Annotated in this window: 14 protein-coding genes; 11 read left to right on the top strand and 3 right to left on the bottom strand. The window is 63.7% G+C overall.

Annotation, left to right across the window (positions count from 1 at the left end):
- The 5 genes from AC4OR5_RS14015 to AC4OR5_RS13995 form a co-directional block, all read left to right on the top strand.
- A partial coding sequence (locus AC4OR5_RS14015; protein WP_079758894.1) for a DUF2345 domain-containing protein occupies positions 1-378 on the top strand: 378 nt, incomplete at its 5' end.
- The gene (locus tag AC4OR5_RS14010) at positions 375-2,081 is read left to right on the top strand and encodes an esterase/lipase family protein (protein ID WP_058160340.1); all 1,707 of its coding nucleotides are present in this window, start codon (positions 375-377) and stop codon (positions 2,079-2,081) included. The genes AC4OR5_RS14015 and AC4OR5_RS14010, both read left to right, overlap by 4 nt.
- Positions 2,078-3,223, top strand: a complete 1,146-nt coding sequence (locus tag AC4OR5_RS14005) for a T6SS immunity protein Tli4 family protein (protein WP_023875554.1) — start codon at positions 2,078-2,080, stop codon at positions 3,221-3,223. The genes AC4OR5_RS14010 and AC4OR5_RS14005 overlap by 4 nt, the downstream gene beginning before the upstream one ends.
- A gap of 12 nt (positions 3,224-3,235) precedes the next feature.
- Positions 3,236-3,496 carry a PAAR domain-containing protein gene (locus AC4OR5_RS14000; protein ID WP_003105819.1) on the top strand — a complete coding sequence of 87 codons (261 nt, stop codon included), beginning with the start codon at positions 3,236-3,238 and terminating at the stop codon, positions 3,494-3,496.
- A gap of 682 nt (positions 3,497-4,178) precedes the next feature.
- Positions 4,179-5,546, top strand: a complete 1,368-nt coding sequence (locus tag AC4OR5_RS13995; RefSeq protein WP_003083208.1) for a nucleobase:cation symporter-2 family protein — start codon at positions 4,179-4,181, stop codon at positions 5,544-5,546.
- A gap of 92 nt (positions 5,547-5,638) precedes the next feature.
- On the opposite strand, the gene AC4OR5_RS13990 is transcribed toward AC4OR5_RS13995, so the two are convergent.
- A complete protein-coding gene (locus AC4OR5_RS13990; protein WP_003087185.1) occupies positions 5,639-5,968 on the bottom strand; it encodes a low molecular weight protein tyrosine phosphatase family protein in 330 nt (109 codons plus the stop codon).
- A gap of 184 nt (positions 5,969-6,152) precedes the next feature.
- Positions 6,153-7,148 (bottom strand): GTP 3',8-cyclase MoaA, encoded by a 996-nt coding sequence (gene moaA / locus AC4OR5_RS13985; protein ID WP_003083204.1) that lies wholly within the window; start codon positions 7,146-7,148, stop codon positions 6,153-6,155.
- Positions 7,149-7,383: 235 nt separating this feature from the next.
- Here moaA and AC4OR5_RS13980 point away from each other — a divergent pair, with 235 nt between their 5' ends.
- Entirely contained in the window at positions 7,384-8,034 is a 651-nt protein-coding gene (locus AC4OR5_RS13980; RefSeq protein ID WP_003087183.1) for a TetR/AcrR family transcriptional regulator, read from the top strand.
- A 97-nt stretch (positions 8,035-8,131) separates the two neighbouring features.
- Complete coding sequence (locus tag AC4OR5_RS13975) at positions 8,132-8,395, top strand: SDR family oxidoreductase (protein ID WP_162492500.1); 264 nt, start codon at positions 8,132-8,134, stop codon at positions 8,393-8,395.
- Positions 8,396-8,437: 42 nt separating this feature from the next.
- On the opposite strand, the gene AC4OR5_RS13970 is transcribed toward AC4OR5_RS13975, so the two are convergent.
- The gene (locus AC4OR5_RS13970; protein ID WP_003083199.1) at positions 8,438-8,869 is read right to left on the bottom strand and encodes a GlcG/HbpS family heme-binding protein; all 432 of its coding nucleotides are present in this window, start codon (positions 8,867-8,869) and stop codon (positions 8,438-8,440) included.
- 328 nt (positions 8,870-9,197) lie between these two features.
- Between AC4OR5_RS13970 and gcl the strand changes: the two genes are divergently transcribed.
- The 4 genes from gcl (at position 9,198) to AC4OR5_RS13950 (ending at position 14,378) form a co-directional block, all read left to right on the top strand.
- Complete coding sequence (gene gcl, locus AC4OR5_RS13965; RefSeq protein ID WP_003087182.1) at positions 9,198-10,973, top strand: glyoxylate carboligase; 1,776 nt, start codon at positions 9,198-9,200, stop codon at positions 10,971-10,973.
- A 95-nt stretch (positions 10,974-11,068) separates the two neighbouring features.
- The gene (gene hyi, locus AC4OR5_RS13960; RefSeq protein WP_003087181.1) at positions 11,069-11,851 is read left to right on the top strand and encodes a hydroxypyruvate isomerase; all 783 of its coding nucleotides are present in this window, start codon (positions 11,069-11,071) and stop codon (positions 11,849-11,851) included.
- A 74-nt stretch (positions 11,852-11,925) separates the two neighbouring features.
- Complete coding sequence (locus tag AC4OR5_RS13955) at positions 11,926-12,816, top strand: 2-hydroxy-3-oxopropionate reductase (RefSeq protein WP_003087180.1); 891 nt, start codon at positions 11,926-11,928, stop codon at positions 12,814-12,816.
- Positions 12,817-13,112: 296 nt separating this feature from the next.
- Positions 13,113-14,378: a glycerate kinase type-2 family protein gene (locus AC4OR5_RS13950; RefSeq protein WP_023875556.1), complete on the top strand. Its 1,266-nt coding sequence runs from the start codon at positions 13,113-13,115 to the stop codon at positions 14,376-14,378.

Genomic DNA, 14,378 nt, shown 5'->3' with positions numbered 1-14,378 from the left:
GCGAAGGAGCACATCACCCTGATGTGCGGCGGCGCCTACCTGACCCTCAAGGGCGGCAACATCGAGCTGGGCATGCCCGGCAACTTCGTGGTCAAGGCGGCGAAGCACAGTCATGTCGGTCCCGCTCATGCATCGACCAGCTTCAACGCCTGGGATTCGACACCGTTCGATGACCGGTATGTCCTGCGCGACGAAGCCACGCTGGAGCCGTTACCCAATATCGCCGTTGAAGTGATACGAGGCGATGGTGGTGTGGTGAAACTGATGACCGACAGCCAGGGCCGTTTACCCAAGCAACAACACCTGGCCATGGACCCGGTGCAGATACGCATCCTGGGCAAGGGCAGTCACAACAGCGACACGGAGTCCAACACATGAGCAGCGAACCGCTCGAGCCGAATCAGGATGTGATCATTCCTCGCTCTCGCGACAGTCTGGGACGGCCTGTCTACAAGGCGCAGTTGACCCGTACCGACAATCAGAGCGAAAAGGTGGCACTGGTTCGGCAGACCGCTCCCCTGCCGGTGATCTTCATTCCGGGGATCATGGGAACCAACCTGCGCAACAAGGCAGATAAAAGTGAGGTCTGGAGGCCGCCGAATGGTCTGCGGCCTCTGGGAGATTTCGCTGCCTCGTTTGGTGCGTTGTGGACTTGGGCCTGGAGGGGCCCAAAGGTCCGTCAAAAACTTCTGAGAGCCGAGAGAGTGGAAGTCGATGACCAAGGCACGATCGATGTCGGCCAGTCTGGCCTGGATGAAGAGGCTGCCCGCCTGCGCGGCTGGGGCAAGGTCATGCGCAGTGCGTACAACCCCGTCATGGGATTAATGGAGAGGCGACTGGATAACATCGTCAGCCGTAGGGAACTCCAGGCATGGTGGAATGACGAAGCCCTCTCTCCTCCTGGAGATCAGGGTGAGGAGCAGGGAAAGGTGGGGCCGATCGATGAAGAGGAATTGCTCAAGGCCAGCCGATACCAGTTCGACGTCTGGTGCGCCGGTTATAACTGGCTACAGTCCAATCGGCAGTCGGCGCTGGATGTACGCGACTACATCGAGAACACGGTGTGGCCCTTCTACCAGAAGGAGTATGGTCTCGATCCCGAGCAAATAAGTCGTATGAAAGTCATTCTGGTCACCCACTCTATGGGAGGGCTGGTGGCGCGTGCCTTGACGCAGTTGCACGGCTATGAGCGCGTATTGGGGGTGGTGCATGGCGTGCAACCTGCGACGGGTTCCTCGACCATCTACCATCATATGCGTTGTGGCTATGAAGGTATCGCACAGGTCGTGCTGGGACGAAATGCCGGTGAAGTGACAGCCGTTGTCGCCAACTCGGCCGGCGCGCTGGAGTTGGCCCCTAGCGCCGAATACCGGGAAGGACGTCCCTGGCTGTTTCTGTGCGACGCGCAAGGCCAGGTACTCAAGGATATTGATGGAAAGCCTCGGGCTTATCCGCAGAACCAGGATCCTTATGAAGAGATATACAAGAGCTCTACGTGGTATGGATTGGTGCCTGAACAAAATGCACAATATCTAGACTTATCAAACACTGAAAATAAAAAGAAAAATCCCAGGGTAATTTTTGAGAAGAAAATTGATGCTATTGCTGACTTTCATAATGAATTGGCTACGGCGGGCTACCACGTCGAAACCTATGTTCATTACGGTGCTGACGATAGCCGCCATAGTTGGCGTGATTTGATCTGGAAAGGTGACCCGACCCCTCTGGAAACCCCTGGCGCCACACTCAACGACGATGAGAACGGCACTTACAACAGTTGGTTCCGCCGGGGCTTGCCCACCATAGTGCAGGGTCCGCTGGAGGCGGGAAATCCACTGGACGCTTCCGGCAGCGGAGGTGACGAAACGGTACCGACCGACTCCGGCCAGGCGCCTGCCCTGGCAGGTGTCAAGGCCAGCTTTCGGCATGGCAGCAAGGGCAAGGGACAGGCCAATACCAAACGGGGCTATGAGCACCAGGAGAGTTACAACGATGCTCGTGCCCAATGGGCAGCGCTATATGGTGTGATCAAAATCACCCAGTTGGCGGATTGGCATCCTAATGACAAAGGAGGGACATGATGCATCCCCGTCGGTTGTTTGCTGTACTTGGGTTGGTGGTCTTGACCAGCATGACCAGTTGTACTTCGTTTTCTTCTTCTCGGAGCCCTTCCATGGACAAGACCGGATGGATCACTCATTGCTTTGGTCGCTTTCTGATTGATCTGCCGCCTGACGCGGTAATTAACGCCGGATACTATCTATGGGGCGACAACATCCAACGGCTAGATGGCACACCTGCTGAGCTAGCAGCCAGGATTGCCCATCGCGAGCAAGAGTTACGGAATGGCATTCATAAAAAAACAAAGGAGAGCATGTTTGTTCGGAGGGCGGAAGACAAGGCTGGAGCCATTAGCCTGTGGTCTTGGGATTCGAATGCTAGTTTGCTTTCTTATAGGGTTGACTCATATTTTGTGGCTCATCCCAAGGGAGAGGTTTTTCTATACTCAGGAGAAGTTACTCACGATAAAAAGAAGGAAGGGGAGGAAGCTATCAATGATATATCCCGAAGCCTTCGCTCTCGCGAGCCCAAAGAAGCTCCAACTGAGCCGGGCTTTTGCATTGATCATGCCTATATTGCAGGGGAGAGTTTTCAAGATGAAGAGTTTGGCGTAGGTGTTACCTTTCCCAATCACCCTGGTGCGCGCTTTGAATTCCGCTCCTCCACGGGATCTGAGCTAAACAGCCTTCTTGAGCGAGTCGACGGCTTCGTGCAGAACATGCTCGCTACGGTTGCTGGAGTCGAGAGATTGAGAAAGGGGAAGCACCCTGTGGGGAGCCTTCCGGGAGAGGAGTACTTGGTTGCGGGAAGCAACAAGGGACAGCGCGCCTACACATTCATGTGGGAGGTTCAAGGCAAGGAGGAATCGCTAACCGAGCCCAATCTTACTGCGGGACTGGCGGTACTGGAACGCAGCAATGAAAACGGTAAACCACCGCCCCCTGCCTTCAAATCGGACAAAGAGGCTTTGGAACTGTGGGACGCCATTGTCGATTCGATCCGCGTGCGCCCGACGTCTTCATCGCCGCGTGGCGGAAATGCCGGTCCTTCCCCTGCTCCGAAACCCGCTACGCCTGGCGGCCAAACGCTGGGTGATCACTATGTCTACGAGGAATTCCTCTCCAGCCTGAAGCCAAAAGACAGCTGGCTGGACGACCTATAGGAGCAACCCGCGATGGACATCATTCGCCTTGGCGACACCACCAGCCATGGAGGCACGGTGATTGAGGCGTTCGGCCAGACCGACCTCAACGGCAAGCCGATGGCCGGTGTAGGCCACCAAGTGGTTTGCCCCTTGTGCAAGGGAACCTTCCCCATTACCGAAGGTAGCGCCCTGCTGGATGTGAATGGGGTCCCGGTCGCGCTACATGGGATGAAAACAGCTTGTGGTGCCAGCCTGATTGCCAGTGGCCCGTTGGGCGCTGCCGAAAGCTGAAAAAGGGGGACGTTCGATATGCCGAACGACTTCGGCGACCTCCTTCGTGCCTCTCCTGTAGAACGCTCAGGAAAACTCCGCCGGCTTCTTGCCCAGCATGACCTGCCCCGAGCCTTGGCACCTTGGCCAGTCTGCCGTTGTGCACTCCAGCAAGCGCTGGCGGCATTCTCTTTGCTCGTTGAGCGTCTCCATTGCCGCCAGGATCTACTGGCGCTCAGATAGCCGGTTGCTCTCGCGCACGTCGCTGCTTGTAGTCGCCAATGCAAGCAGGCGTTCCGCAAAGACCCATGGCTGATCCCGGGCGACAGGGTTCAAGGCCTTGCTGCACCGGGCTTGCGCTCACTGAGGTAGGGGTCGCTGAAAACTCCCAGCGGCTAGAGCACGTCGGCTATCCGACCAATGTCGTACACCGCCGGGCGTCCCGGGGGTAGCCGGCGCCAGTTCTATGGATACAGTGGAAGCAGCTCTGGAAAGCCTGTAGTAGACCGATTGGTCAACTACAAAAAATTACTTTGTATACAAAAAATCGATTGAATCGAGCACACAACGGGGATATAAAACACCCCACCGCATCGCCCTGAAGCCTGGGGTGGATGTTCGGCCAGAAATACCCGGCCGCCGGAACCTGCCTTTTCCGGTGTCCGCCTGCGACTGACAACAATAAAAACGCCTGAGGTGTTGCATGTCCGTGGTAACTGATCGCCGCATCCCCGACTCGCCCGTAGACCAGCGCCTGCCTCTGACGCAGCTGCTGCTGGTGGGCTTCCAGCATGTGCTGCTGATGTACGGTGGCGCCGTCGCCGTGCCTCTGATCGTCGGCCAGGCGGCCGGCCTCTCGCGCGAGGAAATCGCCTTCCTGATCAACGCCGACCTGCTGGTCGCCGGCATCGCCACCCTGGTCCAGTCGCTGGGCATCGGCCCGATGGGCATCCGCATGCCGGTGATGATGGGCGCCAGCTTCGCCGCCGTCGGCAGCATGGTGGCGATGGCCGGGATGCCCGGCGTGGGCATCACCGGGATCTTCGGCGCGACCATCGCCGCCGGCTTCTTCGGCATGCTCATCGCCCCCTTCATGTCGCGCATCGTGCGTTTCTTCCCGCCGCTGGTGACCGGCACGGTGATCACCTCGATCGGCATGTGCCTGTTCCCGGTAGCGATCAACTGGGCCGGCGGCGGCAAGGGCGCGGAAGACTTCGGCTCCCTGCACTTCCTGTTCCTCTCCAGCCTGGTGCTCTGCACCATCCTCCTGATCAACCGCTTCATGCGCGGTTTCTGGGTCAACATCTCGGTGCTGATGGGCATGGGCCTGGGCTACGCGATCGCCGGCGGCATGGGCATGGTCGACCTCGGCGGTCTGGCCGAGCGCCCCTGGTTCGACATCGTCACCCCGCTGCACTTCGGCGCGCCGACCTTCGACCTGGCGCCGATCCTGTCGATGTGCCTGGTGGTAGTGATCATCTTCGTCGAGTCCACCGGCATGTTCCTCGCCCTGGGCAAGATCACCGGCCGCGAGATCACCCCGACCGAACTGCGCCGCGGCCTGCTCTGCGACGCCGGCGCCTCGTTCTTCGCCGGTTTCCTGAACACCTTCACCCATTCCTCGTTCGCCCAGAACATCGGCCTGGTGCAGATGACCGGGGTGCGCAGCCGCTACGTCACGGTGGCCGCCGCCGGTTTCCTGATCCTCCTCAGCATGCTGCCCAAGGCCGCCTTCCTGGTCGCCTCGATCCCGCCGGCGGTACTCGGCGGCGCCGGCATCGCCATGTTCGGCATGGTCGCCGCCAGCGGCATCCAGATCCTCCACGAGGCCAACATCACCGACCGCCGCAACCAGTTGCTGGTGGCGGTAAGCATCGGCATGGGCATGGTGCCGGTGGTGCGCCCGGACTTCTTCGCCCGCCTGCCGGTCTGGATGGAGCCGATCACCCATAGCGGCATCGCCATGACCGCGATCTGGGCGGTGGTGCTGAACCTGCTGTTCAACATCCTCAGCCGCAACGACCGCAGCCACTTGTGCGGCAGCCACGCGCCGGCGCCCAAGCACTCCTGACTCCCTGGCGGACCGGCGACACTCCCGGTCCGCCCTTCCGTCGGGCCGGACTTCGTCCGGCTTCTTTTTTTTCCGCTCGCGGTCCGCACCACTCAGTCCCGCCGAAGGAAAGGCCCCGCCTTGCGCTCCAGCAGATGCAGCAATTCCGCCTGCATGTAGGCGTAGTCGTCCGGGATATCCAGGCAGACCAGGCGCTTGCCTTTCATCGCCGCGGCGTGCCGGCGCAGCAGCGCCTGCCGGTGGCGGCGCTCCATGACGACGACCAGCGTCGCCCACTCCAGTTGCTCCCGCTCCAGAGGCGTCTCGGCGTCCGCCGCCAGCCCGGCGGAATCGGTCTCGACGCCCGGCCAGTCGGCGAACAGCCGTTCGGCGCTGGGACTACGCAGGCGGTTGCGGCTGCAGATGAACAGGACCCGGTGCATGGGAGGCTTTCCTTTACTGGCGCGGCAGGCAGCATGACTTCTTCGCCGCGTTTCGGCGTTGCGCCGCGTCGCTTTTCCAGGGACGGGGCAGCGAGCGGTGCGTGCCGGAACACGGTCGCCCGGGTGGCATGGGAGAGGAAGCGGCGGATGGCGCCGTTGGTGCCATCGCCCCAGGAGGATACCGTCAGCCGCCGGTCATGCTCATGAAACGCAGCACCTGGACCTGCTCCTGGGCGTCGAAGTGATGCCGCTCCGGCTTCAGGTTCAGCGCCGCCACCAGTGCCGCGCTCAGGCGCTCGCGGTCGCCGGGATGGCTGCGCAGCAGTTCGCGCAGGTCGAGCGCCCCCTCGTGGCCGAGGCAGAGCACCAGCTTGCCCTCGGCGGTGACGCGCACGCGGTTGCAGTCGCCGCAGAAATTATTGCTGTGAGGTGAAATGAAGCCGATCCGGCTGGGCTCGTCGCCGATCTGGTAATACCGCGACGGTCCTCCGCTGCGCGCCAGGCTCGGGGTCAGCGGCCAGCGGCGCTCGATGATCGCGCGGACTTCGTCGCTGGTGCAGAGGGTCAGCTCGCGACGGTGACTGGTGATGCTACCCAGCGGCATTTCCTCGATGAAACTGATGTCCAACTGGTTGGCCAGGGCGTACTCGACCAGGTCGAGGATCTCGTCGTCGTTGCGGCCCTTCTGTACCACGCAGTTCAGCTTGATCCGCTCGAAACCGGCTTCGCGCGCCGCCTGGATGCCGTCCAGCACCTGCTCCAGGCGATCGCTGCGGGTGAAGGCGGCAAAGCGTTCGCGCTGCAGCGAGTCGAGGCTGACGTTGAGGCGGCGGACGCCGGCGGCCTTCAGCTCGGCGGCACGCTCGCGCAGTTGCGAACCGTTGGTGGTGATCGCCAGGTCTTCCAGTTCCGCACGCTGCCCCAGGCGTGCCAGCAGGCCGGTGATGCCCTTGCGCACCAGCGGCTCGCCGCCGGTGATACGAATGCGCCGCACGCCGAGGCCGATGAAGGCGTCGGCCACCGCGTACAGTTCTTCCAGGCTGAGGACCTGGTCGCGGGGAAGGAACTGCATGTCTTCGCTCATGCAGTAGGTGCAGCGGAAGTCGCAGCGATCCGTCACCGACAGGCGCAGGTAGGTGATGCGACGGCCGAAGGGATCGACCAGGCGGGAATCGGACATAGTGACTCGTTCTGTTCCGGGGGGCTCGCCCGGCGCTCGGTGGGTGAGTGCGAGCGGGCGACTCGATACCCCTAACGAATACTCCAAATACCGGGAAATGTATAGGGCAAATGAACCGGCGGGTCAGGATTTCCCGGGCCTCCGCCTCGCTCGCACCTTGCTTGAGGGGCGCTCCGGGCGGGTGCTACCATCCTCGGCTTCCTGCCGCCGTTGCAGCAATGAAGAACAAGGACTGATGACCAGCATCCGCGAGCGCAACAAGCGCCTGATCCTCCGCGCCGCCAGCGAGGAATTCGCCGACAAGGGCTTCGCGGCGACCAAGACCAGCGACATCGCCGCCCGCGCCGGCCTGCCCAAGCCCAACGTCTACTACTACTTCCAGTCCAAGGAAAACCTCTATCGCTGCGTGCTGGAAAGCATCGTCGAGCCGCTGCTGCAAGCGTCGGCGCCGTTCCGCGTGGAAGACGACCCGCTGCTCGCCCTGCCCGCCTACATCCGCTCGAAGATCCGCATATCCCGCGAGCTGCCGCATGCCTCCAAGGTCTTCGCCAGCGAGATCATGCACGGCGCGCCGCACCTGCCGAAGGAATACCTCGACGAACTGAACGCCCAGGCCCAGCGCAACGTCACCTGCCTGCAGACCTGGATCGACCGTGGCCAGCTCGCCCCGGTGGACCCGCATCACCTGCTCTTCGCCATCTGGGCGGCGACCCAGACCTATGCCGACTTCGATTGGCAGATTTCCATCGTCACCGGCAAGGAACAGCTCAGCGACGCCGACTACGACGCTGCGGTGGAAACCATCACCCGCCTGGTCCTGAAAGGCTGCACGCCCGACGGGCAATCCGGCAAGAGCGCCGGCCGGCTTCGGCCGCTGCCGCTCTGACCCGCCGCGGCGCGCTCAATCGCGTGCCGCCCCGCCCCAGCGCCGGCTTCGCACCGAGCGGCGTGACGCGGTATTCGACCCGCGGCGGCAGCTCCGCATACACCTCGCCTGGACGCTATCGGCGGAGTTGCTCGAGCACGGTATCCGGGTCAACGCCCTGAGCCCGGGGCCGACCCGGACGCCAGCGCTGGACAAGGCCGCTACCGATCTCGAGGCCGCCCAGGCGCTGAGGGAGAAGATTGCCCGGGACGCCTGGGGGAGCCGCTGGAGATCGCCAGTGCCGCGCTATTCCTGGCCTCGAACGAGCCCCGCTGCAGGTATGGCACGGAGAGCCTGGTGGATGGCGGCGTACGCCACCTGAAGAAGGGAACGAAGGCCCGGTCCTGGTGAGCGGGCCGCAAGCTCAACCGGCGTCGGGCACCAGCCCGACCGCCAGCACGCCCTGGATCGCGCATTGCTCGTCGATATCCGAGGTATCGCCGCTGATACCGACCGCGCCGACCACCTCTGCCTTGTCGTTGCGAATCAACACCCCGCCCGGCGCCGGAACCAGATTGCCATGGGCCAGGGTGTTCACCGCGGAAATGAACGAAGGCCGCTGCTGTGCATCCGCCGCCAGCAGCCGCGACGACTTGCCCAGGGCCACGGCGCCCCAGGCCTTGCCGATGGCGATCTGCGGTCGCAGCATGCTGGCGCCGTCCTCGCGCTGCAGCGCCACCAGGTGGCCGCCAGCATCGAGCACCGCGATGGTCAGGGGCGCGGTGGACAGCTCGCGCCCCACCGCCAGCGCCTGGCGGGTAATGCCCAGCGCGGTTTCCAGACTGATGGTGGTCATGGTCGTTCCTCTCGAGTTGTTAAGGCTAGAAATCGGGAAACCACCCGCGATGCGGGCGCGTTCGAAAATTTGTACCCAATCTAGTAGCCGACCGGCCCTACGAAAGCAACATTCCAGAACAATATGAACATAATTTTGTATACATTTTTTCAAACGCTGGTTTTATAAGCCTGCTAACAAAAATGGTAATTCATTGTTTTCATTATGGAAAAATTGATTTCAGCGGCTTTTTCCAGCGTATACAACCCATCTTGACCTTGCGCTGCCCCTCTGCCTAGAATCGTTCCAACTTTTGTACACAATTAGTATAAGAACGAGGAACAAAACGATGGCCAGAATGAGAGCAATCGAAGCCGCCGTACTGGTGATGCGCCGCGAAGGCGTGGATACCGCGTTCGGCGTCCCCGGTGCCGCGATCAACCCCATGTACGCCGCGCTGAAGAAGATCGGCGGCATCGACCATGTCCTGGCCCGTCACGTCGAAGGCGCCTCGCACATGGCCGAGGGCTACACCCGTACCAAGGCCGGCAACATCGGCGTCTGCATCGGCACCTCCGGCCCTGCCGGCACCGACATGATCACCGGCCTCTACTCCGCCTCCGCCGACTCCATCCCGATTCTCTGCATTACCGGCCAGGCACCGCGCGCCCGCCTGCACAAGGAAGACTTCCAGGCGGTCGACATCTCCAGCATCGCCGCGCCGGTGGCCAAGTGGGCGACCACCGTGCTGGAACCGGCCCAGGTCCCCTACGTATTCCAGAAGGCCTTCCAGCTGATGCGCAGCGACCGGCCCGGCCCGGTACTGATCGACCTGCCGTTCGACGTACAGATGGCCGAGATCGAGTTCGACATCGACGCCTACGAGCCCCTCCCGGTGAGCAAGCCGAAGGCCACCCGGGTCCAGGCCGAGAAGGTCCTGGCCATGCTCGACGAAGCCGAGCGCCCGCTGCTGGTGGCCGGCGGCGGCATCTTCAACGCCGACGCCGCCGAGCGCTTCCGCGAATTCGCCGAGCTGACCGGCATCCCGGTGATCCCGACCCTGATGGGCTGGGGCGTAATCCCCGACGACCACCCGCAGATGGCCGGCATGGTCGGCCTGCAGACCTCGCACCGCTACGGCAACGCCACCCTGCTGGAATCCGACCTGGTGCTCGGCATCGGCAACCGCTGGGCCAACCGCCACACCGGCAGCGTCGAGGTCTATACCGAAGGTCGCCGCTTCATCCATGTCGACATCGAACCGACCCAGATCGGCCGGGTGTTCATGCCCGACCTGGGCATCGTCTCCGACGCCGGCGCCGCCCTCGACGCATTCCTCGAAGTGGCCCGCGAGTGGAAGGCCGCCGGCAAGCTGAAGTCGCGCGCCGCCTGGCTGGAAAGCTGCCAGCAGCGCAAACGCACGCTGCAGCGCAAGACCCACTTCGACAACGTGCCGGTGAAACCGCAGCGCGTCTACGAAGAGATGAACGAGTTCTTCGGCAAGGATGCCTGCTACGTCAGCACCATCGGCCTGTCGCAGATCGCCGGCGCACAGTTCCTCCATGTCTACCAACCGCGCCACTGGATCAACTGCGGCCAGGCCGGCCCGCTGGGCTGGACCATTCCCGCCGCGCTGGGGGTGGTCAAGGCCGACCCGAGCCGCCAGGTGGTGGCGCTCTCCGGCGACTACGACTTCCAGTTCATGATCGAGGAACTGGCGGTCGGCGCGCAGTTCAAGCTGCCCTATATCCACGTACTGGTGAACAACTCCTACCTGGGCCTGATCCGCCAGGCGCAGCGCGGCTTCGACATGGACTATTGCGTGCAGCTGGCCTTCGACAACATCAACGCCCCCGAGCTGGAAGGCTACGGCGTCGACCACGTCGCGGTGGTCGAGGGCCTGGGCTGCAAGGCGATCCGGGTGTTCGACCCGAACGAGATCGGCGCCGCCCTGGCCAAGGCCCGCGAACTGATGCAGCAGCACCAGGTGCCGGTGGTGGTCGAGGTGATCCTGGAGCGCGTCACCAACATCTCCATGGGTACCGAGATCAACGCCATCAACGAGTTCGAGGAACTGGCCGAGAAAGGCGCCGACGCGCCGACCGCCATCTCGCTGCTCGACTGATCGCCGGCCTTTCCCGGAGGCGCGGACGGTGCGTGCGGCACCCCGCCCCCGGCGAAAGGCCTCCCGAACGTTTGACCGAACGATAGGAGCAAGACATGCCCCGTTTCTGCGCCAACCTGTCCATGCTGTTCACCGAGGTGGATTTCCTCGAACGCTTCGACGCCGCCGCCAAGGCCGGCTTCGCCGGCGTCGAGTACCTCTTCCCCTATGACGTCGAGGCCGAGGCGATCAAGGCCCGCCTGGAAGCCAACGGCCTGGAGCAGGTGCTGTTCAACCTGCCGGCCGGCGACTGGGCCAAGGGCGAGCGCGGCATCGCCTGCCACCCGGATCGGGTCCAGGAGTTCCGCGAGGGGGTCGACAAGGCCATCGCCTACGCCAGGGTGCTGGGCAACCGCCAGGTGAACTGCCTCGCCGGGATCCGGCCGCAGGGGCACGACTGTGCCAGCGTCGAGAAGACCTTCGTCGACAACCTGCGCTACGCCGCCGACAAGCTGGAAGCCGCAGGCATCCGCCTGGTCATGGAGATGATCAACACCCTCGACATCCCCGGCTTCTACCTGCAGAACACCCGCCAGGCCCTGGAGATCCGCGACAAGGTCGGCAGCGCCAACCTGTTCCTGCAATACGACATCTATCACATGCAGATCATGGAAGGCGACCTGGCCCGCACCCTGGAAAACCAGTTGGCGGCGATCAACCACGTGCAACTCGCCGACAACCCCGGCCGCCACGAACCGGGCACCGGCGAGATCAACTACCGCTTCCTCTTCGAGCACCTGGACCGCATCGGCTACCAGGGCTGGATCGGCTGCGAGTACAAGCCGGCCACCACCACCGAAGCCGGCCTCGGCTGGATGAAGACGCACAACGTCGTCTGATCCGCACCCACGAACAAGACGCTCCCGCCTCCCTGCGCGGAGCCACTCGACAGACAGAACCAGGAGACACTCTCATGGCCAAGATCGGATTCATCGGCACCGGAATCATGGGCAAGCCCATGGCGCAGAACCTGCAGAAGGCCGGCCACAGCCTGTTCCTTTCCACCCACCACGACGCCGCTCCGGCCGACCTGCTGGAGGCCGGCGCCATTGCCCTGGCCAACCCGAAGGAAGTGGCCCAGGAAGCCGAGTTCATCATCGTCATGGTGCCGGACACCCCGCAGGTCGAGGATGTGCTGTTCCGCAAGGACGGTATCGCCGAGGGCGTCGGCCCGAACAAGGTGGTGATCGACATGAGTTCGATCTCCCCCACCGCCACCAAGGGCTTCGCCGAGAAGATCAAGGCTACCGGCGCGCAGTACCTGGACGCCCCGGTCTCCGGCGGCGAGGTCGGCGCCAAGGCGGCGACCCTGAGCATCATGGTCGGCGGCTGCCCGAACACCTTCGAACGCGCCCTGCCGCTGTTCCAGGCGATGGGCAAGAACATCACCCGCGTCGGCGGCAACGGCGACGGCCAGACCGCCAAGGTGGCCAACCAGATCATCGTCGCGCTGAACATCCAGGCGGTCGCCGAGGCCCTGCTGTTCGCCGCCCGCAACGGCGCCGATCCGGCCAAGGTGCGCGAGGCGCTGATGGGTGGCTTCGCCTCCTCGCGGATCCTCGAGGTGCACGGCGAACGCATGGTCAAGGGCACCTTCGACCCGGGCTTCCGCATCAGCCTGCACCAGAAGGACCTCAACCTGGCCCTGGCCGGCGCCCGCGAGCTGAACCTGAACCTGCCCAACACCGCCAACGCCCAGCAGGTGTTCAGCACCTGCGCGGCCATCGGCGGCAGTAACTGGGACCACTCGGCGCTGATCAAGGGCCTGGAGCACATGGCCAACTTCTCGATCCGCGACGAGTGATCCGCAGTCCGCGCGGGCCGTCACCCCGCGCGGAGCGACGAACCCCTTTTCGAAGGGCTCGGGGAGAGGAACGGTCGGCGAACTCCGGTGTTCGCCGCCGCCCTCTTCCTTCCCCGCCCACAAGGCGGGGTAAAGGAAGCGAACGCCCGGCCGGGAGATTCACGGCCTCTGCGTCCGGGCGCCTCGCTTCCATTCCCCAGTTCCCGCCGGCGCGGGTGCTGCGGAATGGAAGCGTCGACGACGCTGCGACCGCCGGCCCGACCGGCGGCACGACAACAAGAAATTCGGAGCCTGTCATGAGTACCGATCCACGCGCCTTTCTCACCGAGCTGTTCAATACCGCGGTGGCAGCCGGCCATCCCTACCAGGTGCTGGCCGACCACCTGCCGGAAGATCGCAGCGGGCGCGCCATCGTCATCGGTGCCGGCAAGGCCGCCGGAGCCATGGCCGAAGTGGTGGAGAAGCACTGGCAGGGCGAGATCCAGGGCCTGGTAGTGGCGCCTTACCGCTACGGCGCGCAATGCAGTCGCATCGAGGTGGTGGAAGCCTCCCATCCGGTGCCCGACGACGCCGGCGAGCGCGTCGCCCGTCGCGTGCTGGAACTGATCAGCGGCCTGAACGAGAGCGACCGGGTGATCTTCCTTCTCTCAGGCGGCGGCTCCGCACTGCTTTCGCTGCCTGCCGAAGGCATTGGCCTGGCGGACAAGCAGGCGGTGAACAAGGCGCTGCTCAAGTCCGGCGCCGCCATCGGCGAGATGAACTGCGTGCGCAAGCACCTCTCGGCGATCAAGGGCGGTCGCCTGGCCAAGGCCTGCTGGCCGGCCAGCGTCTATACCTACGCGATTTCCGACGTTCCCGGCGACGAGGCCACGGTGATCGCCTCCGGCCCCAGCGTCGGCGACCCGACCACCTCCGCCGACGCCCTGGCGATCCTCAGGCGCTACGCCATCGACGTGCCGCAGAACGTCCTCGACTGGCTCGCCGACCCACGTTCGGAAACCGTCAAGCCCGACGACCTGTACCTGGCGCGCAGCCACTTCCAGTTGATCGCCACGCCACAGAACGCCCTCGACGCAGCAGCGGTGAAGTGCCGCGCGGCCGGCTTCTCGACGCTGATCCTCGGCGACCTGGAGGGCGAGGCGCGGGAAGTCGCCAAGGTCCACGCCGGCATCGCCCGGCAGATCCGCAAGCACGGCCAGCCGCTGGCGGCGCCCTGCGTGATCCTCTCCGGCGGCGAGACCACCGTCACCGTGCGCGGCAACGGTCGCGGCGGACGCAACGCCGAGTTCCTCCTCAGCCTCACCGCCGAGCTAAAGGGCGAACCGAACATCTGGGCCCTGGCCGGCGACACCGACGGCATCGACGGCTCGGAAGACAACGCCGGCGCGCTGATGACGCCCTGCTCCCATGCCCGCGGCGAAAAGGCCGGGCTGAAGATCCGCGACGAGCTCGACGACAACAACGGCTACGGCTATTTCCAGACCCTCGGCGACCTGCTGGTGACCGGACCGACCCGCACCAACGTGAACGACTTCCGCGCCATTCTCATCCTCGAGTCCTGA

It is taken from the genome of Pseudomonas sp. YA1, assembly GCF_058680555.1.
This window is presented reverse-complemented; position numbering and strand designations above follow the sequence as displayed.